Source organism: Martelella sp. FLE1502 (genome assembly GCF_053484255.1).
Window position 1 is genome coordinate 35,657 of record NZ_JBAKFQ010000032.1, and the last position, 18,684, is coordinate 54,340.

At 55.1% G+C, this 18,684-nt stretch carries 42 protein-coding genes; 36 read left to right on the forward strand and 6 right to left on the reverse strand.

Translation table 11 applies throughout. The features are described from left to right. Nucleotides 1-49 precede the first annotated feature (49 nt). The 6 genes from V6767_RS20235 to V6767_RS20260 form a co-directional block, all read right to left on the reverse strand. A complete protein-coding gene (locus V6767_RS20235; RefSeq protein ID WP_448475112.1) occupies nucleotides 50-394 on the reverse strand; it encodes a hypothetical protein in 345 nt (114 codons plus the stop codon). Between the two features lie 483 nt (nucleotides 395-877). Further along, on the reverse strand, nucleotides 878-1,678 hold the full coding sequence (locus tag V6767_RS20240) for a ParB/RepB/Spo0J family partition protein (RefSeq protein WP_448475113.1): 801 nt from the start codon (nucleotides 1,676-1,678) through the stop codon (nucleotides 878-880). Between the two features lie 3 nt (nucleotides 1,679-1,681). Then, a complete protein-coding gene (locus tag V6767_RS20245) occupies nucleotides 1,682-2,692 on the reverse strand; it encodes a hypothetical protein (protein WP_448475114.1) in 1,011 nt (336 codons plus the stop codon). After that, nucleotides 2,689-2,913, reverse strand: coding sequence for a hypothetical protein (locus V6767_RS20250; protein ID WP_448475115.1), 225 nt, complete (start codon nucleotides 2,911-2,913; stop codon nucleotides 2,689-2,691). Before V6767_RS20250 ends, V6767_RS20245 begins: the two co-directional genes overlap by 4 nt. After that, nucleotides 2,910-3,128: a hypothetical protein gene (locus tag V6767_RS20255; RefSeq protein WP_448475116.1), complete on the reverse strand. Its 219-nt coding sequence runs from the start codon at nucleotides 3,126-3,128 to the stop codon at nucleotides 2,910-2,912. Before V6767_RS20255 ends, V6767_RS20250 begins: the two co-directional genes overlap by 4 nt. Then, entirely contained in the window at nucleotides 3,125-3,358 is a 234-nt protein-coding gene (locus V6767_RS20260) for a carph-isopro domain-containing protein (protein ID WP_448475117.1), read from the reverse strand. The genes V6767_RS20255 and V6767_RS20260 overlap by 4 nt, the downstream gene beginning before the upstream one ends. 95 nt (nucleotides 3,359-3,453) lie before the next feature. Here V6767_RS20260 and V6767_RS20265 point away from each other — a divergent pair, with 95 nt between their 5' ends. The 36 genes from V6767_RS20265 to V6767_RS20440 all read left to right on the forward strand — a co-directional run bounded on the left by V6767_RS20265 (nucleotide 3,454) and on the right by V6767_RS20440 (nucleotide 18,624). After that, nucleotides 3,454-4,257: a S24 family peptidase gene (locus tag V6767_RS20265; protein ID WP_448475118.1), complete on the forward strand. Its 804-nt coding sequence runs from the start codon at nucleotides 3,454-3,456 to the stop codon at nucleotides 4,255-4,257. Between the two features lie 24 nt (nucleotides 4,258-4,281). Continuing rightward, nucleotides 4,282-5,034, forward strand: coding sequence for a DUF3800 domain-containing protein (locus V6767_RS20270; protein WP_448475119.1), 753 nt, complete (start codon nucleotides 4,282-4,284; stop codon nucleotides 5,032-5,034). Nucleotides 5,035-5,604: 570 nt separating this feature from the next. Continuing rightward, on the forward strand, nucleotides 5,605-5,874 hold the full coding sequence (locus tag V6767_RS20275) for a hypothetical protein (protein ID WP_448475120.1): 270 nt from the start codon (nucleotides 5,605-5,607) through the stop codon (nucleotides 5,872-5,874). A 125-nt stretch (nucleotides 5,875-5,999) separates the two neighbouring features. Continuing rightward, nucleotides 6,000-6,338 carry a hypothetical protein gene (locus V6767_RS20280; RefSeq protein ID WP_448475121.1) on the forward strand — a complete coding sequence of 113 codons (339 nt, stop codon included), beginning with the start codon at nucleotides 6,000-6,002 and terminating at the stop codon, nucleotides 6,336-6,338. 36 nt (nucleotides 6,339-6,374) lie between these two features. Beyond that, entirely contained in the window at nucleotides 6,375-6,731 is a 357-nt protein-coding gene (locus tag V6767_RS20285; RefSeq protein ID WP_448475122.1) for a hypothetical protein, read from the forward strand. 41 nt (nucleotides 6,732-6,772) lie between these two features. Next, a complete protein-coding gene (locus V6767_RS20290) occupies nucleotides 6,773-7,003 on the forward strand; it encodes a hypothetical protein (protein ID WP_448475123.1) in 231 nt (76 codons plus the stop codon). 63 nt (nucleotides 7,004-7,066) lie between these two features. Then, nucleotides 7,067-7,381, forward strand: a complete 315-nt coding sequence (locus tag V6767_RS20295; RefSeq protein WP_448475124.1) for a hypothetical protein — start codon at nucleotides 7,067-7,069, stop codon at nucleotides 7,379-7,381. Next, the gene (locus tag V6767_RS20300; RefSeq protein WP_448475125.1) at nucleotides 7,378-7,779 is read left to right on the forward strand and encodes a hypothetical protein; all 402 of its coding nucleotides are present in this window, start codon (nucleotides 7,378-7,380) and stop codon (nucleotides 7,777-7,779) included. Before V6767_RS20295 ends, V6767_RS20300 begins: the two co-directional genes overlap by 4 nt. Next, entirely contained in the window at nucleotides 7,776-8,444 is a 669-nt protein-coding gene (locus V6767_RS20305; RefSeq protein ID WP_448475126.1) for a hypothetical protein, read from the forward strand. The genes V6767_RS20300 and V6767_RS20305 overlap by 4 nt, the downstream gene beginning before the upstream one ends. Then, on the forward strand, nucleotides 8,441-8,578 hold the full coding sequence (locus V6767_RS20310; protein ID WP_448475127.1) for a hypothetical protein: 138 nt from the start codon (nucleotides 8,441-8,443) through the stop codon (nucleotides 8,576-8,578). The genes V6767_RS20305 and V6767_RS20310 overlap by 4 nt, the downstream gene beginning before the upstream one ends. Then, the gene (locus tag V6767_RS20315) at nucleotides 8,575-8,769 is read left to right on the forward strand and encodes a hypothetical protein (RefSeq protein WP_448475128.1); all 195 of its coding nucleotides are present in this window, start codon (nucleotides 8,575-8,577) and stop codon (nucleotides 8,767-8,769) included. The genes V6767_RS20310 and V6767_RS20315 overlap by 4 nt, the downstream gene beginning before the upstream one ends. Nucleotides 8,770-8,783: 14 nt before the next feature. Beyond that, nucleotides 8,784-8,978, forward strand: a complete 195-nt coding sequence (locus V6767_RS20320) for a hypothetical protein (protein WP_448475129.1) — start codon at nucleotides 8,784-8,786, stop codon at nucleotides 8,976-8,978. Continuing rightward, the gene (locus V6767_RS20325; protein ID WP_448475130.1) at nucleotides 8,971-9,627 is read left to right on the forward strand and encodes a hypothetical protein; all 657 of its coding nucleotides are present in this window, start codon (nucleotides 8,971-8,973) and stop codon (nucleotides 9,625-9,627) included. Before V6767_RS20320 ends, V6767_RS20325 begins: the two co-directional genes overlap by 8 nt. Next, nucleotides 9,624-10,097: a single-stranded DNA-binding protein gene (gene ssb, locus V6767_RS20330; protein WP_448475131.1), complete on the forward strand. Its 474-nt coding sequence runs from the start codon at nucleotides 9,624-9,626 to the stop codon at nucleotides 10,095-10,097. Before V6767_RS20325 ends, ssb begins: the two co-directional genes overlap by 4 nt. An 18-nt stretch (nucleotides 10,098-10,115) precedes the next feature. Then, complete coding sequence (locus V6767_RS20335) at nucleotides 10,116-10,613, forward strand: hypothetical protein (protein ID WP_448475132.1); 498 nt, start codon at nucleotides 10,116-10,118, stop codon at nucleotides 10,611-10,613. Next, complete coding sequence (locus V6767_RS20340) at nucleotides 10,610-10,864, forward strand: hypothetical protein (protein WP_448475133.1); 255 nt, start codon at nucleotides 10,610-10,612, stop codon at nucleotides 10,862-10,864. Before V6767_RS20335 ends, V6767_RS20340 begins: the two co-directional genes overlap by 4 nt. Continuing rightward, nucleotides 10,861-11,061 (forward strand): hypothetical protein, encoded by a 201-nt coding sequence (locus V6767_RS20345; protein ID WP_448475134.1) that lies wholly within the window; start codon nucleotides 10,861-10,863, stop codon nucleotides 11,059-11,061. Before V6767_RS20340 ends, V6767_RS20345 begins: the two co-directional genes overlap by 4 nt. 1 nt (nucleotide 11,062) lies before the next feature. After that, complete coding sequence (locus V6767_RS20350; RefSeq protein WP_448475135.1) at nucleotides 11,063-11,419, forward strand: hypothetical protein; 357 nt, start codon at nucleotides 11,063-11,065, stop codon at nucleotides 11,417-11,419. 574 nt (nucleotides 11,420-11,993) lie between these two features. Next, nucleotides 11,994-12,368: an HNH endonuclease signature motif containing protein gene (locus tag V6767_RS20355; RefSeq protein WP_448475136.1), complete on the forward strand. Its 375-nt coding sequence runs from the start codon at nucleotides 11,994-11,996 to the stop codon at nucleotides 12,366-12,368. A gap of 2 nt (nucleotides 12,369-12,370) precedes the next feature. Next, entirely contained in the window at nucleotides 12,371-12,655 is a 285-nt protein-coding gene (locus tag V6767_RS20360) for a PadR family transcriptional regulator (protein WP_448475137.1), read from the forward strand. Then, entirely contained in the window at nucleotides 12,652-12,864 is a 213-nt protein-coding gene (locus V6767_RS20365; RefSeq protein WP_448475138.1) for a hypothetical protein, read from the forward strand. Before V6767_RS20360 ends, V6767_RS20365 begins: the two co-directional genes overlap by 4 nt. Then, nucleotides 12,861-13,118, forward strand: a complete 258-nt coding sequence (locus V6767_RS20370) for a hypothetical protein (RefSeq protein ID WP_448475139.1) — start codon at nucleotides 12,861-12,863, stop codon at nucleotides 13,116-13,118. Before V6767_RS20365 ends, V6767_RS20370 begins: the two co-directional genes overlap by 4 nt. A 184-nt stretch (nucleotides 13,119-13,302) precedes the next feature. Further along, entirely contained in the window at nucleotides 13,303-13,605 is a 303-nt protein-coding gene (locus V6767_RS20375) for a hypothetical protein (protein WP_448475140.1), read from the forward strand. 203 nt (nucleotides 13,606-13,808) lie between these two features. Then, on the forward strand, nucleotides 13,809-14,015 hold the full coding sequence (locus V6767_RS20380) for a hypothetical protein (protein ID WP_448475141.1): 207 nt from the start codon (nucleotides 13,809-13,811) through the stop codon (nucleotides 14,013-14,015). Continuing rightward, a complete protein-coding gene (locus V6767_RS20385; protein WP_448475142.1) occupies nucleotides 14,012-14,275 on the forward strand; it encodes a hypothetical protein in 264 nt (87 codons plus the stop codon). Before V6767_RS20380 ends, V6767_RS20385 begins: the two co-directional genes overlap by 4 nt. Continuing rightward, nucleotides 14,268-14,729, forward strand: coding sequence for a hypothetical protein (locus V6767_RS20390; RefSeq protein WP_448475143.1), 462 nt, complete (start codon nucleotides 14,268-14,270; stop codon nucleotides 14,727-14,729). Before V6767_RS20385 ends, V6767_RS20390 begins: the two co-directional genes overlap by 8 nt. Further along, entirely contained in the window at nucleotides 14,726-14,947 is a 222-nt protein-coding gene (locus V6767_RS20395) for a hypothetical protein (RefSeq protein ID WP_448475144.1), read from the forward strand. The genes V6767_RS20390 and V6767_RS20395 overlap by 4 nt, the downstream gene beginning before the upstream one ends. A gap of 256 nt (nucleotides 14,948-15,203) precedes the next feature. Beyond that, nucleotides 15,204-15,434: a hypothetical protein gene (locus tag V6767_RS20400; protein ID WP_448475145.1), complete on the forward strand. Its 231-nt coding sequence runs from the start codon at nucleotides 15,204-15,206 to the stop codon at nucleotides 15,432-15,434. Continuing rightward, complete coding sequence (locus V6767_RS20405) at nucleotides 15,428-15,715, forward strand: hypothetical protein (RefSeq protein ID WP_448475146.1); 288 nt, start codon at nucleotides 15,428-15,430, stop codon at nucleotides 15,713-15,715. Before V6767_RS20400 ends, V6767_RS20405 begins: the two co-directional genes overlap by 7 nt. Further along, nucleotides 15,712-15,945, forward strand: a complete 234-nt coding sequence (locus tag V6767_RS20410) for a hypothetical protein (RefSeq protein ID WP_448475147.1) — start codon at nucleotides 15,712-15,714, stop codon at nucleotides 15,943-15,945. Before V6767_RS20405 ends, V6767_RS20410 begins: the two co-directional genes overlap by 4 nt. Nucleotides 15,946-16,167: 222 nt before the next feature. Further along, nucleotides 16,168-16,386 carry a hypothetical protein gene (locus tag V6767_RS20415; protein ID WP_448475148.1) on the forward strand — a complete coding sequence of 73 codons (219 nt, stop codon included), beginning with the start codon at nucleotides 16,168-16,170 and terminating at the stop codon, nucleotides 16,384-16,386. Further along, complete coding sequence (locus V6767_RS20420) at nucleotides 16,383-16,685, forward strand: hypothetical protein (protein ID WP_448475149.1); 303 nt, start codon at nucleotides 16,383-16,385, stop codon at nucleotides 16,683-16,685. The genes V6767_RS20415 and V6767_RS20420 overlap by 4 nt, the downstream gene beginning before the upstream one ends. Continuing rightward, a complete protein-coding gene (locus V6767_RS20425) occupies nucleotides 16,672-16,944 on the forward strand; it encodes a hypothetical protein (protein ID WP_448475150.1) in 273 nt (90 codons plus the stop codon). The genes V6767_RS20420 and V6767_RS20425 overlap by 14 nt, the downstream gene beginning before the upstream one ends. Nucleotides 16,945-16,971: 27 nt before the next feature. Beyond that, a complete protein-coding gene (locus V6767_RS20430; RefSeq protein ID WP_448475151.1) occupies nucleotides 16,972-17,310 on the forward strand; it encodes a hypothetical protein in 339 nt (112 codons plus the stop codon). Then, on the forward strand, nucleotides 17,307-17,549 hold the full coding sequence (locus tag V6767_RS20435) for a hypothetical protein (RefSeq protein ID WP_448475152.1): 243 nt from the start codon (nucleotides 17,307-17,309) through the stop codon (nucleotides 17,547-17,549). Before V6767_RS20430 ends, V6767_RS20435 begins: the two co-directional genes overlap by 4 nt. Further along, a complete protein-coding gene (locus V6767_RS20440) occupies nucleotides 17,500-18,624 on the forward strand; it encodes a tyrosine-type recombinase/integrase (RefSeq protein ID WP_448475153.1) in 1,125 nt (374 codons plus the stop codon). The genes V6767_RS20435 and V6767_RS20440 overlap by 50 nt, the downstream gene beginning before the upstream one ends. The last annotated feature ends 60 nt before the right edge of the window (nucleotides 18,625-18,684 follow it).

The following is an 18,684-nucleotide window of genomic DNA, read 5'->3' on the forward strand; positions in this document are numbered from 1 at the left end:
GATTTCCGGCGCTATCCATTCGGCGAACCATGCAGCGCCATGGCGACACCTAGCGGCAATCGAAATCCGCCGATCGACGCTCAGCCATCGCAGCAATAGCGGCGGTCTTTTCGATGAACTCTGCATGCTCTTTCCTCGCCTTCTTGACCCGTTCTTCTTCATCGGAAACGGCTTTTGCAGCCTCGAACAATTCCATCATTTGCCAGAAACGAACCACGTCCGTTTCCCCATTCCACCACGCCCTCAGACGACGTTCTGTCCATTGCTTCTTGGCATCGCCCTTGTGCGGATAGAGTTTCGCAAGCGCCTCGTATGCGCTATAGATGATCTCTCCGACTGAGCGGCCTTCGCCGATCTGTTCGATCAAAAATCTCGCCTGTTTGACGTCTTCCATGGGCTCACTCGAAACTTGACTACGCTTAACCTGTTTTCTGGTTACGTTTCCCAAAACACCGGCTCCTGATCTGTGGTTCATTGTCCTTGTCAAAGGGGCTTTAGATGAACCACACGAAGCCAAATTCTGATTGCATTGACCGGGAAAGATTCCCGTCCTTACCGGTCATTGCCGCGCCAGAGAGTTTAGAAACCGCCGTCCCTCTCGGCTCTCTGGCGCTTAGAATTGTTGAGCGTTGTCGCTCTGAAAAAGGTGGCGTCCCGGTAGGGAGGGACCCGGGACGCCATTGGCCAGCCAAGGGAGGAGAGGTTAGCGGGCCAATGCTTTGCGGAGAGCAGCCAGATTGCGGCGCTCAACCCACCATCGTAAATCGTCATAATCACTTCCTGCGCTCCTCTATCTGACGTGTCAGCCGACCCCATGCGAAGATGCAGAACACGGTGAGGATCGGGAGAATGCCCTTGATGAAGAATTCTTCGGGGGTCATGCCACGCTCCGATCAAAGACAGGCGTGTCAATCCGGCTTAGGAAGTCGTCTCTGGCTTCCTTGCTGGCCTTATTCCAAGCAGCCATAAGAGCGGAGACTTGAGCCTCGTGTACATCGAATTCATTCTTCGGAGCCGGGGTTGGCTTCTGCGGCTTCTCGTTGCTGCGGAGAGCCGACAAATCACGCTTGGCTGCTACGACCTGATCATTCGGAGAAAGGTTCTTGATGCGGTCGAGGTACGTGCCGGTGTCGAGCTTCGTACCCGCGATCATGGCAATGACTTCGGGAATGACTTTTTCGCCGCGCTCGGCGTCGCGTCGGACTGTGCGCTCGTCCTTGCCTGTAGCCTTGGCGGTTTCTGCGGAAAAGGACGCGGCGGACAAGTTGTCCGTTGCGTTACCTTGAGCCTTGTTCGATCCATAAGCTCCGGCTACATGAGCCGCTGTCTCGGGATGCAATTCCAGATAGATCGCCTTGCGCCGAGCCGTTTGCGAAGCGCGTTCCGACGCGGACAATTCGGCCCGCATCAGATTTTCATCGATCATGGCAAGTTCGGCGTGGAGATCATCATCGGCTACAACGATGCACTCGATCTCTACCAAACCGAGACGCTTGCAAGCTTCCAGACGGTGGGAACCTGCGATTACTTCCCACCCGTCACCAGTGGCGCGGACGCGGACCGGATTGATGAGCCCTACAGACGCAATGCTGTCAGCAATGCTTGCAACAGCATCGATATTTAGGGGCCGAACATCAGGCCGACGAACTATGTTTTGGATGGGAAGCGACTGGATCATGGCTTAACGCTCCACGGTCGGGAGAGCGCCGCCCTTGATCTGCAAGGAAGAAACCTTCCCCCCGCGACGTGTTGCGTTCCATGCCCGAATGATCAGTTCTGCTTTTTCGCCAACCTTCAGACGACCGCGCTCAGCCATCAAGCGGTTGCGGGCATAGAGGATAGGGCTGCGAATTCCGAGATTGGAACCGTTGATAAGCCCATCAATAAAGGCGTCAGCATCCGTGCGGCTGCCAGTGACCCGGCTAAACGTCCAGTGGCAGAACGCCAAGACCGACCGGCCACCTACAGATTCGGAACCCTTCTTCTGAATGCGTTTCAGGCTTTCAGCGATCGTTGGCGTAGTGGCGACGAGTTCGAGAATTTCACCTTTGGTTGGGCTCAGCTGCGAATGGTGGCTAACCCTGCCGAAAGACTGATGCTGCCAGATGTATTTCGCTACGGCGGCAAGAGCTACACTGTCAGTGTGACCGTTCATTCCGAGATAGTCGCCAGCCATGCGCGCCTTACCCTGATCTACAGTAAGGCGGCTTGCCCTGTCCGTCCCGATTACAATGATTGCTTGGATGGTCTCGTCGGCAAGCAGAACAGCTTCGCAACGGTGCTGTCCGTCATTCAGCTTGCCGTCACGGGATACGATGATCGGCTCGCCATTGAAAACCCAGCCGCCGTTCGCCATGTCGCGGGCGTATTTCTCGATGGTGTTGGCGCTGACTTTGCGGTTATCCGGGTTCCGAGCAAGCAATACGCGCGCCAGCGGAGGGTCAAGATCAACGACCTGAGTGATAACCCCGCCCTGAGCGCGGGCGATCTGATCGTCCAACCAGAGGGACGCATTACGATCCGGAGAATTTACGGATGCAATCTTGCTTGTCTTGTTGCCCTCTGCGGGGCGTTCTGCTACATTTCTCATCGACAGTACCTCTTGGCGGGCGTCTTCGGGCGACCCGCCTTTTCTTTGATTTGCGCCGCCCGAGACGCGCCGAAAAAGAAATCGTGCGGACGAGGCGTTCATGCCGCTTTCCTCACCCTGATTGTTTCGAGCCCCTGAGAGGCCCGTATGTCGTCAACGATCTTGATTACGCCGTCCCAACTTGCGCCCTTCCAGCGAGAGCCGGGGAGCCTCACCTGCCAGCGGTTGCTTGCCACCTTCAGGCCGTAGCCATGGCGCTCAAGGAAAAGCTGAAGGGCTCCGAACTCTGTAGAGAAGCCGGGTTCGAACTGGCGCGGGGTCATGCTGCGTCCTCCGACAACAGCACGACTTCAGCCAAAAGCTTCAGTTCGCGATAGGAATAGTCTTGATACCGTTCAGTCTCGCTGCCTTCGATCGGGCCATTCCGCTTCAGCATCTCGATAGCCAAGTCGTCTATCGTGGCTTCTTGTCCCCGGACCCGAAGCCAAGACAGGCGGTCTCGAATAGCCTTGCGAATGTTTGTCGTCGGATTGGTCATGCCGCGTCCTCGGAAATGCCAAGGAACATCGGAAATGTCAGATTAACGCCTTCAGCCTTCGCAGCCTCGATGAGGGCGGGCCAGTGCGCTTGCGGTATCTGCCCACGCTCTTTCCAGCCCTGCACCGTCGATACGGCAAAGGGCTTTTCGTCTGACGACAAAATTCTGGCTGTCTTGGTGAGGCCACCCAGCTTGTTTATGATCAGAGAGGCAGGAGTTTCGTGTTCCACGGCTCATTTCCATCGCGTTGTTTTACGCACTATTACTCACTCTGCGTAACAAGTCAACGTGGAATGCGTAAACGCGATGTGCGTAACGTGATTTTATGAAAGAAACACAGGTCCCGGCCAAGCTTCGAGAGCTGCAAAATCGCTCTGGAATGACACTCGCAGCTATGGCGAAAGCCATGGGGTATAAGGGCGCGTCCAGCATCCAGCGCTACTTCTCAGAGGCGGATTACAAGAAGAACTACATCGCCCCCGACGTGGCAGAGAAATTCGAGCAGGCATTGGCGGGGAAAGGAAACCCGCCGATCCGCGCAGATGAGATATGGGAGCTAACGGGAGCTCCGCGCAAAGCCCCCAAGGCATCCTTGATAGGGTCATACGATCCAGATCAGCATGAAGCCAACGACAGCGAGGGTGGATTTACCCGCGACTTTTGGCGCGGATCGGTCGAGGGTGCGCTTCCCGAGATCGACGCAAAGCTTGGGGCTGGATCCGGCCAGGTAGGGGATATCGTCAATATACCGCTAGGCGAGCAATCCATATCAGGCCACGGCGTTGTCGCCGAATGGCTGTTACCGATTACCTACCTCAGAAACGAAGCCAAGGCATCGCCGGCCAGCACGATCGTCATGGAGATCGTCGGCGACAGCATGATTCCGGCTTACCAGCCCGGCGATCGCGTACTGATCGACCTTTCGCAAAACAGGTTCGTGTCAGATACGGTTTACGCAATCAGCGACGGCGACGGCGAGCCGCAGATCAAGCGCCTGCAAAAAGTCCCATTCAGCGATCCGGCGCAGGTGATTATCATTTCGGACAACACCAGTCTGCAAAGCTTCACGGTCGAGCTTAGCAGGCTAACGATCATCGGACGCATCTGTGGGGTGATTGCCCGGCGGTAATCCTGCCGCGTGAGAGATTGGGAAATGGGGGATGAGATGAGCGAGGGTAAGCAGGCTCTACTTTATTTCTGTGATGAATCTAGCATCCGATGCTCCGAACATATGGCGGTCGGTGGTCTAGCGATTACACCGACACGAGCTTCGGAAGTGTGCAATGAGCTCAGGGAGATGAACGCTATGTTCGGCGTAACATCCGAGGTCATGTGGAAGTCCGCAAAGAGGCGACGGGATAATATCTATAAATTTTATATAGATTACCTGTATGAACTCATACAGTCGAAGAAGGTCCACCTGCATCTTCGGTTTCAGCCGTTCAATGACTATGACCACAAACTAAGCGGCAATCGGCACGAGACCGACACCGTGAGCAAAGCGTTCTATATGCTGCTTTTACACCGAGCAGGAAGATATTATTCAAGAAGCTGTAAGATCTACATCAGACCGGATAACGGCAACTGCACGAGCTATCTTCCCAATATGCTGACAGGCCTCAATAATGAAATATCCACGCGCTTTGATGTGCAAGGGCCTTCAATTGCTGAGATAAAGCCTGTTTCATCAAAGAAAGAGCATATGCTGCAATTGCTTGACGTCACCCTTGGCGCCCTTGCTTGTGCCAGAAACAAGCGGCATGAATCGGGTGAACTTGGAGACTTCAAGAAGGAGCTGGTCGCTTATGTGGTAAACAAATACTCGATTGACGTCGAGCACTCCCACGCCATGGATGATCGAATATTCAACGTCTGGAACGTTAAGCCGAAAATCGCGGTCCCATAACGCTATCCGTTTCCGGCAGGCAAGGACATCTCCTCGGTCTTCGCGTTATGGGACGAGATCAACCTACCATTAGCGGAACCAACAATCAATCCTCTCATTAAGGCCCGCCCCGTGCGGGCTTTTTTGTGCCTGAAATTCATGGGGTTCCTCAAGCGTGTCGTTATTTTACGCACTTTTCGTATTTGCGTCTTGCAATTACGCGGTTTGCGTATATAGTCATCCTCATCAACCCCGCACCGAATGCGGACAAGAGGAGACGGCAATGAGTGCAGAAGGAAAAAAGAAACGGGGCGTATCTGGTCAGGCAAACGCCAAGGCTATCGCGTTTCGATATGGCGGAAGCAAGTGCGATTTCAGCACGAGGATTGGGGCCACCACGCACCCCCGAAAAGCTGGGGCAGTCTTTCTCTCAGCAATGGCCTTGGGGTCTCGCCTTCCGGGCTTCTCTCCCACCGTCAACATGATCAAGGCGGCTGATCTCTGCATGGATCACTGCACGGTCAACAGGCCGCTTTAACCACAAAGCGAAACACACCCCCGCACCGAATGCGGACAAGAGGAGACGACAAAGTGAACATCACCCACATGGAAGCGCTCAAGAAAGCTCGCCGCATGGCTGAAACAGCCCGGCCCGCGATCACTGATCATGATTTCTGGAGCAACGACTACACCGACGACATGATCGCCATCATTCGCGATCCGGAATTTATGTCGAAGGCGACGTTCTTCACCTACGCGATGACTGATGAAGACCGAGATTTTTGCGCGCAGTTTCTTCTGCGCGCACGGGAAATCGACCGTGAAGACCGCGCTGCTCGCGAACAGATGCGCGCCGCCTGATCACACACCCCCGCACCGAATGAGCCCGCCAAGGCGAAGTCAGCGAAACGGAGCGGATAACGAGAGAGGACAAGGCAATGCGCAGCAATGAAATTCAGAAGGCCGTCGATGAACTCTGTGCCCGGATGATGGACCTCGTCATTCCAAGGTCACGCGCGGAGATTGATTTCAAGTCAAACGAAGGACCGGCTCTTTACCTGTGGGGCGATGGCATCTCCAAGGATGGAGATACGCTCCAGCATATTGAAGGCGATACCATCGAAGTTTTGATCGGCAACGCAAATCGATACCTCGACAAAATCCCCTCAAAGGAAGACCGGCAGAAGCGCGAGCTTGCCAACCTACTCGCGAAGGTCATCGACAAGGGCAACGAATACGGCGTGGAAGTCGAGTTCATGAACCCGCTTCGCGAAACGATGCGGAAGCTTTCCGAAAACATCATCACCGATCAGCGCGCGGCCTGATGCCGCTGGCGTGACCAGTTCACGAGGACAAGACCAATGAACAGCGCAGACCTTTTTGAAATGGAATACCGCTTCGAGGAAATCCGCGTCTTTGGTGAGGCGGTGATGGCATGGGGTACGGCAACGCTCGTAGCCTGTGACGAAGACGGAGAATACGGCTTTTACGTCAAGCGCATCAAGCTTGATGACGGCACGCTGTTGCTTGCCAAGGGCTCCGGCAACATGGGCTTTCCCGATCCCTTCAAGGAGCGCCTTTTCCGCATGATCGCGGACCGCATCGAAGAAAGCAAGGACGCTGAAACGGAGTTCGACGCGGCGCGTGAAGAAGCCGAAGGGCCGAAGTCGTTCAGTCCTGCCAAGGAATACGGAACCTACAACGCAACGGCTCTGTGAAGCCAGACCGCCGCAGACAGAGCGGCTTGAGAGGAAAGATCATGAGACGTTTTCACCTAGGATCGCTTGCAACCCTTGTGATGGGAAGCGCCGTTCCATTCGTCGGGGATGATGCCGCCCTTGACTATATTGAGCCACGGCACATTCCGTCGAGAGGCACTGGTCGCAGCTTCAAGAGCTGCAGCAAATACACCCCGCACATCGGCAAGAGACAGCGCGCCCGTTTGTCGCGCCAGATCGCCGCCGGGCAGATCAAGATGATGGGCGTTTGAAGCGCCTCCGCGTCTCGCCTCATGGCGGGACATGGAAACGAGTTCTGAAGAGAGGATACGGCAATGAGCGATGAAAACGACTTCATGGCATCTGAGAAGTCACAAGCGGCGTTTCCTGTGCTGTCGAAGCAGGTGAGCGAAGCTGCGTTTCGGATAGCTGAAGACTTTGCAGAGTATGGTCAGTCTGTCAGAGAGGCGACCTCGCTCACAGCGGAAATTTTCGTCAATGCCGCTTGGTTAGTGGCGGCATCCGGCGCAATAGCAGAGGGGAATGTTCCGCAAGGAGACCTTTTTCGAAAGGCCGCCGAAAACGCGATCAATCGCATCGACATCGACAAGGTTAGAGAGAGCATAAATGCCTCGGAGGCCCAGTCATGAGCCTCATACAAGATATCAAGCGAGATCGTGAGAACGGGACGCCGGGAGAGTTCGACTTGCAAGAGGGCTTTTCCGATTGGGGGATGCCGAAATCGCATGTGATCGTTCCCGCCGGCGAAACCGGCAATGACTTCGATACATGGTTGGCCGAGATTCACTCTGTCACGCCCTATTGTGCTGGCGCGGCGAGAAAGGATGTCCGGCGGGCATCTTCGCAGCTTGCGAACGCCAAGAGATTTCGCCGCGTCCCTGCCATGGAAACCGCCATTCTTGAGATGCACGAGGCGCTATCAGCTCTGGTTCGCGCTCAGGAGAACGGCGTGTATGAGCCGCACCCCGCATGGGACGACGCCCGCGCCGTCCTCGCCAAGATCGAAGGAACAGGAGACGCATCATGAGCAATGCAGAGCCGCATGAACACTGGCGCGTTGCCGTCGAAATCAGCGGCGAATTGATCGTCTCTATCGAGACGGAAATGCTTGCTGGTCGTGAACTGTCGGAGCAGGACGAGGCGACTGTTGAAGCCGCCGCACGGCACCTCTTGGGCTTCATCGGCCGCTCCCCTCAGACCACAGAGGGACAGGTGAAGGTCAAGCCGCTGGAATGGCAAATCGTGATACCTGATCAGGTGGAGTGGGCATTCCTTCCTATCATCGGAAAAATCCAAGTAGAGCCATATGGAGATGAAAGGTGGGAAGTCATCTGGTCCATGCCGGGCATGTGCGACAAGCTTCTGCCGGATGTTTTCGCTGATATTGGTTCAGCTAAAGCTGCTGCTCAAGCCTACTATGAATCCGCGCTCAAACCGGTAGTCACCGGGACGATACAGGCGCTTGAGTACAAGCGCGGCTACCTGATCGCGTGCTGCAACCTCATGAACCTGCATCACGATGCGCCGATAGCCGCTGACGTGCTCGCGCAGTGCGGCATCACTCAGGCCGATGTCGATGCCATGGACCTCACGGAATACGACGCTACGGCGCTCACAGCTATCCGTGTCAAGGGGCGCAACTTCGATCCGATCGAGCGCCTTGACCGCGCAGAGAAAGGAACGGGCAAATGATCCACATCCGCAAGTTCAACCGGACATCTCTCGAAACGCAAGCGGCATTCTGGTCCGGCTTCTTCATCTGCATGGTTACGCTGGGGCCGACATGCGCGCTCATCGGAGCGATTATTGGGAGCATGGGGAAATGAGTATCAAGACCCCGGTACGGATCGTAGGCGACGGTCCTCATTGGGCAATCGAAGACGCCGACAAGATGATGGTGGCGACCGTCTACGACTACCAGAAAGGCGAGGAGATGAGAGAGGCGATCAACCTTGTCTACCGCGCAAATCTCAAGCCCCGCGAGGACGTGATTATAAGGCGCGTCAGGGCTGGTTAACAAGAGGACGGACGATGACAAAGACGGCATACAACGACGCGCTTGAATACGCGCTCGTCAATGCACGGCATTTGGCGATGGAATACGAGCAAGACGCGGCGGCTGAGCGGAATGAGCGGCGGCGGGCCTACCTCAAAGGAGAGGCTCAGCGAATGAATGAAAACGCGAAATGGTACGAAAGCAGGATGAGGATGTTTAACTATGCCTAAGATTGATGACAGGCTTGTCGAGCTGCTCAAAAAGTATGGCGAAAGCCGCGATGCGGTATGGGATTGCCACGGCACCTGGATCGCCTATCACGCTGCTATCGAGCGGATGGCAGCAAAAGCAGGCATCGAATTCGGCTTGCCGCAGATGATCGTAAACGACCCAGACAAAAAGATGGTGGTTATTTGCATCACTGCTAAATTTGGCGACCGCTCCGAATGGTCATTTGGAGAAGCGAGCAAGGACAACAACAAGAACGCATATCCTTATGCCATGGCTGAAAAGCGCGCAAAGGATCGCGTTGCGCTTAAGCTTCTGGGAATGTCTGGGTTCATTTACTCCGAGGAAGAAGCTGACGACTTTAAGGATAGTAAGCCGAGCAAGGTTCAGAGCGAACCTGATGTTCAGACCAAATCTTCAGCCCAGCTAAAGCGCGAGGGGCAATGGGAAACTGTATCAACCGAAATCGCCGATGCAATGAACGATGTTCACACGTTCGGAGAGTTTGAGCGCCTAAAAGAGAGCTACAGGCAGGAGGCAAAAAAGAACGGCTGGAATATCACCTTCATGGAACAGCTCAAGGATTTGTTCGATGGATACGAAACCGACCTCAGCAAGAGGATCGAAGAAGACAATAAGGACGCAGCATGAGCGGAACAGTCAACAAGGCAATTTTGGTTGCAAACCTCACGGCTGATCCTGAGGTAAGGCGCATGGCCAATGGCAACCCTGTAGTCAATATGAGGGTCGCCACGTCTGAAAATTGGCGTGACAAGTCCACCGGGGAACGCAAGGAACGGTCAGAGTTCCATCGCGTAGTTGTGTTCTCTGAAGGCCTCTGCAAGATAGCGGAACAGTACCTCCGCAAGGGCAGCAAGGTCTACATCGAAGGGCAGATACAGACGCGCAAATGGACCGACCAGAGCGGGCAGGACAAGTTCTCCACCGAGATAGTCCTTCAGGGATTTAACGCCGTCCTGACGATACTCGACGGTCGCAGCAACGAAGACGCCGGTCAGCAGCGGGAAGCGCCCCAGCGCGACGCCTCGGCAGGATACTCGGCAAGGGATAGTCACCAGAGGCCGATCGGCTACGATCTGGACGATCAGGTTCCGTTTTAACCAACAAAGGACGGCGACATGGACGGCAAGAAACCAGTCACGAAGCACGTCAAGAACGACTTCGACAAGCGCGATCTGATCCGCTTCATCGAGCACCGTCAAGGCCAGTTCACCGTGACAATCATAGACGGACTGAAGCGGTCAAACCCGCAGAACCGTCTATCACACATGTGGTATGCCGAGATCGCCGCCTATTTCGGAGACAGAACGCCGAACCAGGTAAAGGCCTATTGCAAGCTTCACTACGGCGTTCCGATCCTCCGGGAGACGAATGAGATATTCCGGGAGCAGTACGACAGGATCGTCAAGCCGCTTCCGTATGACACGAAACTGGAAATCCTTGAAGGCCCTATGTCGTTCCCGGTCACAAGCCAAATGGGAGCGCCAGAGATGCGGAACTATCTCGATGAGATGCAACGCGTATGGGCAGAGAGAGGGGTTGTTTTACCCGTGCCGTCAGATCTCGAAAAATGGTGGGAGAGCTACGGCATAGAGACACAGGAGGAGGCAGCATGAGAACCGTCGATGATAGGATTGTAGCGAAGATAGCGGAAGCGATAGACGGCGCAGAGTTCGGATACAGCATGAAGCTAGTTCGCCTTGTTGATGGAGAGAGCACGTATCGTGTTGAAATCGAGGGGAAGGTCGAACACTTCACGGACAATGAAGAGCGGGCCATTGATCAAGCGTATGCTCGCATCAGAGAGGTGAAGCAGCGCAAGCAGGCCGAGGCCGTGATTTCGGTCTTGAGGGAATTCTGGACATGAACACCGCCATCCACAGCAAGATAATGCAGCACTCAGGAAGCGGAAAGCCTTTCTGGTTCACGGATACGGGGCTGATGAATGCGATGGAAGCGGGCGGATGGGTTCGGCGATCGAAGCTATATCGCGGCATGGTCGAGCTGACAGACAAGGCAGAGGAATATGCCGCGAAGGAAAAGCGGTGGGTGAAAGGGCAATGAGATGGGGTATTATGATTTTCATTCATCAAGCGTCGTAAACGCCACCAAAACGAAGAAGCGATGTGATCATTGCGGCGGCGAAATTCAAGCTGGAGCAAAGGCACTGAAGTTCGCAGGAAAATTCGATGGTGATTTTTACAGCTACTATTGCCACGAAGAATGCCGCTCATTGTGGGATGCATTGTTTTCGGATCTGCAGTTTGATGCTGTTGATGGCGCGCCAATCGACATTCTCGAAATGTTTGACGGCGCTACGGATAAAGAGACGGTAGACCACCTGCGGGCTCTTGAAGGGCAATACCCAGCGGCACGGCGGATTCTTGATCGTGCCCTGATTGCGATGGAGGGTGACGAATGAACGACCTCCACACCACCGCCACTAAGCACCCACATGCAAGGCTAGGCACCTTCGAACGTCGCTGTACTGAAAAGGAAAAGAGAGACGCCATGACAGCACAGTTGCGGAGAGAGAACGAGCTTTGCATGAGAGAATACCGCGCCAGAAAGAGGCTACGGTTCATTCGGTGGATATTTGGGAAGGATGCGTGATGTCTGAATCCTGTATGAAATGCCCAGCAAGCATGTGTCCGCTTATCGCTCCAAACGGGTCGCCGTGGACAGGAAAGTATGATGCGGTCTGCCCCGGTCATGATCGCGACCTTGAGACAGGTTGCGCATGGTGGGGAATGGCTTGTCAAGGCGGCGGAATGATGATGGCGGTCGATGAGGCGGACGAACACGACGGAGCATCATTTGTCGTCGGCCCTAACCAGCCGCGACGGCAGACCAGAATGCCTCCAAAGGAATACGATTGTCCGAAGGCGAATGAATGCAGATGGCAGGAGCAAGCTGAAGGGCTCTGCCCGCCACGTGAGGCACTAAGGCGTGGACTTGATCCAAGAGTTTGCCTGTTTTGATTGAAAGGACGTGAGATGCCCCGCAACGAGTTCTCCAAAGCGACAAAGCGAGAAGCCCTGAAGCGTTCCGGAATGCTATGCGAGGCAGTCGGTACATGGTACGGTCTCAAGGGCAACCAGAGATGCAACGCAAGCCTCTCCTATGGGGTTGAGTTTGACCACATCATTCTGGATGCCAACTCGCACGATAACTCGCTGGAAAACTGCGCTGCGGTCTGCATCAAGTGTCACCGGTTTAAAACAGCCAGGCATGACGTTCCAGTAGCTGCGAAGACGAGACGGCAGCAGGACAAGCACCTTGGCATAAAGAAGCCGTCACGGGGCTTCCAGAAGCCAAAGGGCGCTAAATTCGACTGGTCAAAGGGCCGGTATGTGATGGAAAGGGATTGAGCATGATTTCTGCCAACATGGAAATCCTGATGCTGCTTTCTTCAGGCGAGCGCCTCTATGGCCTTCAGATGGTGAAACGTTCGAATATCCTCAAGAGAGGATCAGTCTATGTGCATCTGGCAAGACTGGAAGCCACAGGCCTTGTTTCGTCTGAGGAGGAGCCGGAGGAGACGATCGAAGGATATCCGCGTCGGATCTACTCGATCACTGACAAGGGCCGGGCGGCATGCCGGGCTGCAACCGAGGCCGCTACGGCGGTGATTATGCAGGGAGTGACGGGAAGATGACCAATATCAAGGCAACCATTGAAAAGCCAACCGGATTTTCAGACCCTCAATACTACGAATATCATGTCACCATCGTTGGTTTCGTAAACACATCGACGCCAGACACATCGAGGCGACACGGAAACCATTCCGGGACTCACGCCATATGCGTGATGGAAAACGGGTTGATCGAAGAATATCCAATATCTCAAATCAGGGTGAAACAATGACCGATTCCGACAAAACAGACGCCGACCTGAACGTCCTGGCAATGGACCGCGTGAAAGAAGCAATCTTGTCCGTCACGCAACTTCAGGATCAGCCGGGCAAGCAGTTCCATGCTGCGGTATCAGGTTTCGGCCAAGCCGCAGCAATGGCGCTGGAGATGTATCGGAAGATGCATCCGGACTATTCCGATATCACGCTTTCGGAGTTTGCTCCGGCCCTTCTCGGGATGCTGACGGAAGTGGAGCCGGGGCGATGACCTACACACCTGAAGACCTGCGAAACGCAGCGGCCTTTCATAAGGAAACCAGACCAGAAATCGCGAAGATGCTGGAGGCAGGAGCGAGGGCAATGGCAATCATCGAAGAATTCGACATTTCGCATCTCGAAAAAGAGGCGGAACAGCAGCAACGCGAAAGCGATGAAAGCGAGGGGATATTCTGATGAAGTTCACACCTGACGACCTGCGCCGAAAGGCGGAACACGCTTACGATCCGCTGGCGGAGTTCGAAACCGCCGCCATGCTACGGGCCGGAGCCGATGCGATGGAGCGGGAAGTCAGAGCATACGCAACCATGAAGGAAATGGCCGGAGCGGCAACGCAGGCCCGCAATCAGGCGCTGGAGGAAGCGGCGCAACTGTGCAGCGACGAAGCGCTTGAAAACACCGGAGGAGATTACGAGCAGGCGTGTAATGGGCTTGCCCTCGCCATCCGCTCACTGAAGGATAACGCTGATGCAAATTGACGTTCATGTTTCAGAACCGACGGGATTGAGAGATCGGCCATATCGAGAATACGACGCGACGATCATCGCGTTCATTCATACGTCAACGCAAGACAGATCTAAATCTTCAGGAAGAATTGAAGGCCTACACGCGGTTTGCATTTTGTCAGGTGGCGTAATCCAGTCCATCCCAACTCGCTTTATTCAAGTAAGGGAGAAGGCAGATGGCTAAAGCCGTGAAACTGACAGCACCGCAATACTACTTGCTGGTCGAAATATCCGACAACAGCCGGAATGTGGTGGACAGTTACAAGCCGGCGCAGAAGCTGGTTGCGCTTGGGTTTGCCGAACTCGGACCATCAAGCTTTGGCGCGCGAAACCTTTCGATCACCGATGCCGGACGCCAACACCTGAAGGAGAAGACAGAATGACGGGATCATGGAAAGACAGATACGCTCGCGACATTCAGAAGGCGACCGCTGATCTGCCGCGAGACACGTCGCTGCAAGAGCGCATCAGGATCGTCGATCAGGTCGGATCCGGCGTCCGTGGTTCGTGGCCGCGCAAAGCATGGCAAGCGGCTCGGCGCGAGTACTTGGTGAAATTCGGCTATGTGCCGAGGACGAAAGCGGCCCGCGATCAGATCGAGAATGGCCTTCCGATATTTGGACAGGAGATCGGCAATGACTGACATCGTGGAACGGCTCAGAAAGTCACCGAGCATGAAGCCGGAAGGGTGGCAGACGATGCATGCAGATCGGTTTGAAGCCGCCGACACCATAGAACGCCTGCGCGCCGAGCTTGCCGGGCTGAAGGAGCAGGAGCCTGAAGCGGCATACTTCATCGACGGAACGGGCTGCGAGCACATGTCCCGCGACATCTCTGCCATTGAGAAGAACGCCAAGATGGTCGGCAGCGACCCGGAAGTGGTCTATCTCTACGCCGCCCCTGTCCCTGCCGTGGATGCGTCGGCGCTGATTGAGGCGCTTGAGGAAATCCAGCGTCAAGCGATAGGCCACAAGCGATCGACGGCTTACAATGACGGCGTGAATATTGCCCTTGAGAACATCGAGGTAATCGCAGGATTCGCCCTCGCCTCTCACGCCAGCAACCCTGTGGAACAGGAAACGGGGGAAGGCAAATGATCGTACTGCTTGATGATGATTTCGCCGTCGATCCAACTGAAGTTCTTCACGTCAAGAAGGACGGCTTCGAGAGTTCCCGCCTATCAGAGGTTACACTGAAAAACGGCAAAAGCTTCAGGGTACGGGGCTTACCTCGGGAGGTCGTGGACAAACTTAATGCGCCGTCACCACATGACCAACACCCGCGAGAGCGGAACGGAAACGATATAGAGGAGTGAATGGATGACAACCCCGAATGATGATTTCGAAAGCATGGACACCGCGCCGAAAGACGGAAGATCGTTTCAGGCCTTTGATCCAGATTGCGGATGGGTCGAATGCCACTGGTATGTTCACCCGTCGGTTCAGGGGTGGGTGTCAGACGAAATCGACTGCAACGACTACGAATTTAATCCGCGATCGTGGCGCCCGTCAACGCTTGTCGCGGGCTGATAAAACCCCACCGCGCCAATGAGCGCAGAGAGGAAAGCAGACATGAAAGAGATCACAGCATACGAAGCAACAGACGGAACAATCCACAAGACACGGGAGAGCGCGGCCATGTCTGATCTTATTCATCTCGACCACACCCAAAATGAAGGGCCTGACTGCATAATCCACGAGATTGAGGCTGAGTTCATCGTCCAGAACCGGAAGAAGATCATCGATATTCTGAACGACATCGATTTCGTGCCAGAAGCGCCAGATTACGCGAGGGCTTGCTGATGACCGGAATGATTGAGCGCGTGGCGCGGGCGATAGCGGGGAAAATGCACGAGGACGGCGACTACGGCATGACCGGAAACGATGCCTATGAACGCCGCCCGGAAGAATTCAATGCGCTGGCCCGTGCTGCCATAGAGGCAATGCGGGAGCCGACGCCGGCGATGTGTGAGGCCGGAGAAACGGGTCTTGCAGCGAACGGCGTTGATGATGTCAACGAGACAGACGCTCCGGAATGCTGGAAAGCCATGATCACCGCAGCCCTACAGGAGGAACGGGAATGAGCGGACTGCAATACAGGCTCACTGCCGCCGATGACGCAAACAAACGGGCTAGTATCACATTTGGGAAAAGTGGGGCTCTGTTTATAGAGGTTGAGTTTGAAACTCGTGGCGGCGGCATCACCAAAGCGGCGTTCAACAACCTTCACCCTGAGGTGGTGAAGGAACTGGCCAGCTTCTTGATCGCATCAGCAGTCAGTGCAGAGGAAGGCAAGGAGAGCGACAATGCCTGATATCGGACGTGTGAAGTACCATAGAGACGGTCGGGTCACTGTTACAGGAAGTGGCGTGACCGTAGCAGAGTGGAGCAAATGCGAATGGATGCCTGGATGGATGGTAGTGGCTTCTTTTGAGGGAGCCGTCCCGACAGGCGTCAATGCTTTGCCGAGGAATTTAGCAAATCGGACTGTTCTTCGGTGGGCCGAACAGATGCAGGAAGGCAAGGAGGAAGGGTAATGACCACCATATGGCGAGCGGCCCGTGTCCTGAATTCGACCGTGCTTATTGTGACCCTGATTTTGCTCGTGGCAATCACCTGCCTTACTGTCTGGTTTCTGGTGACGCTCTCGCATTCGGCCTTTGGCTGGATCGGCAGTGGGCTTTGCGTGATGCTGGTGATGTCCTTCGCTCTATCGGCCTTGGAAATGATTTTTAACAAGGAGGAAGGGGAATGACGGATGAAACCCGCAAGCTTCTATCCGAGGGCCTAGACCTATGCACGCGAGCCCGCAGCATGGACGCAATCGACCGGCGGGAAGCGGCCGTCAATGCCTCGAAAGACCCCGCATGGGAGAGCAGCGACAAGTTCTCGGAATGGATCACTGATCAAAACGAGAAGAACCCGCATGCACAGATCGCGACGAAAAGCGGAACCGTGCCTATGTGGCTTTATGATCAATATGCGCGAGACCTTGCCGATTGGGAAAGACGGGCTCGGAAACATCTTGAGGAGAATGCAGGTGCTGACAGTTGAACAGATGATTGCGGAAAGACTTCGCAACAAGCACGGTCGATTGATGTCTGTTGACATGATCAAGGACGTTCTTCGCAGTTCTGGCGCTTACGACAAGATCAGAAACGACGCGCTTGGGGAAGCAGCAGACCTTTGCGATGACGAAGCTGACGAATCCGGCGATGGCGATTACAAAACCGCCTGCAAGGTTCTGTCTGAAGCGATCCGGAGAGACCTTATGGAGGAGAATAAAAGTGACAGCACTCCCGAAAGTCCTTGAGACAGGAAAGGCCCCGGAGGAACTGAAATGAGCATTCTTGAAGATGTAATCTATCGGCACGTGAATGATCGACTGACGGGCGTCATAGAGGACGCGCTAGACAAGGCTATCGAGGAACGCCTTTTGATCGTTGCGCCAAAGGTGTTCGCGAGGACGCCTGATCGTGAGTTAACACGAGGCGGCTGGAACCTGGCCCTTATGTGCGCGATGCGAGAGCATTGGCCTGATTACCAGCCACATAAAGCAGTTGCGGACCTGAGTAGTTACCTTGACGCCAAGTTTGGCGATCCGGCCTACACGTGGACATACAACGCCGCTCGCAATCTCGCGCGTGAATATGTCGCTGATTTCGGTGAGCCCGCATGACTGAGCCCGCCATCGTCAAATCCGCAGAGCTCCGCCGCATGGCGAAGATTGCCAAGGAAATGGGCGTCTCTTGCTGGATCGAGCATGAGGGTCGCAAATTCGGCGTTTCGCCCGATATCCACAACACCGCCGATCTTGACAGCATCGAAAAACAGCCCGCCAATAGCCTAGCAGCTTGGAGAGGGCGTCATGAAGGTAAAGCTCGTGGGAATCCACCGCGTAAAAAAGAAGCTCGCTGACGGATCAGAACGTGAGTATTTCTATGCGTGGCGCGGTGGCCCACGGATGCGCGAGGAGCCGTTCTCGCTGGAGTTTACCGCCGAATACGTACGACTGACCCGCGATCGCCCGGACTCGCCCTATCAAGACGCCATGGCCGGCATCATCAAGGAATATCAGAAGTCGCCGGCATTTCTCAATCTGAAGCCGTCCACCCGTGAGGGCTATGATTTCGCGATCAAGGCTATCGAAACTGATTTCTTCGACATGAGCGCCGAGACGATATCAGCGCCAGGAACGCGCCGCCTGTTTCTGGAATGGCGTGATGAAATCGGAATGAAGCACCCGCGCAAAGCCGATCTCTACATGAGCGTCCTCAAGCGCATCCTGTCCTTTGCCGTCGATCGCGAAATGATAACCCGTCATCCGCTTGAACATGTCGAGAAGATCAGCGACGGCACACGCCGGGACGTGATCTGGACCGATGCGGAGATTGAGCGCTTCCGGAACGGCCTACGTGATCCGGACGACCCGGAGAAATGGAAGCACAAGCCCGCGCCCGAGCCGCTTCAGCGCGCCTTGATGCTGGCACTGTGGACCGGGCAGCGCCAAGGCGACCTGCTCAAGCTCACATGGAACGCCTATGACGGACAGGCTATTTATCTGCGACAGGGCAAGACCGGGTCGCATGTCAGGGTGAAAGCTTCGAAGGAATTGCGCGACTGCCTCGACAGCGCGCCGCGCGGGGATGCCGTTACGATCCTCACAAACAGCCGAGGAAAGCCATGGACGAGCGGCTTCAAGTCGTCGTGGCGCAAGGCCGTCGCCGCCGCTGGCATCAAGGACAGGACGTTCCACGACCTGCGAGGGACGTTTATCACCCTCGCCTATCGCGAAGGCGCATCGATCAAGGAAATTGCGGAGGTGTCGGGGCACTCCGAAAAGGACGCGGAGGGCATCATTCGGAAGCACTATCTCGTGTCCGGCGCGGCGGTCGAACGGATCGAATCCAGAACGAAAACTGTAGAAGATCGCAAAACCTGTAAACCGGGAGAATTCGACGGGGCCAAGTCAGTTGGTAAAATACTGAAATAGTTTGATAAAATGGTCGGGGTGGCGGGATTCGAACCCACGACCCCTTGACCCCCAGTCAAG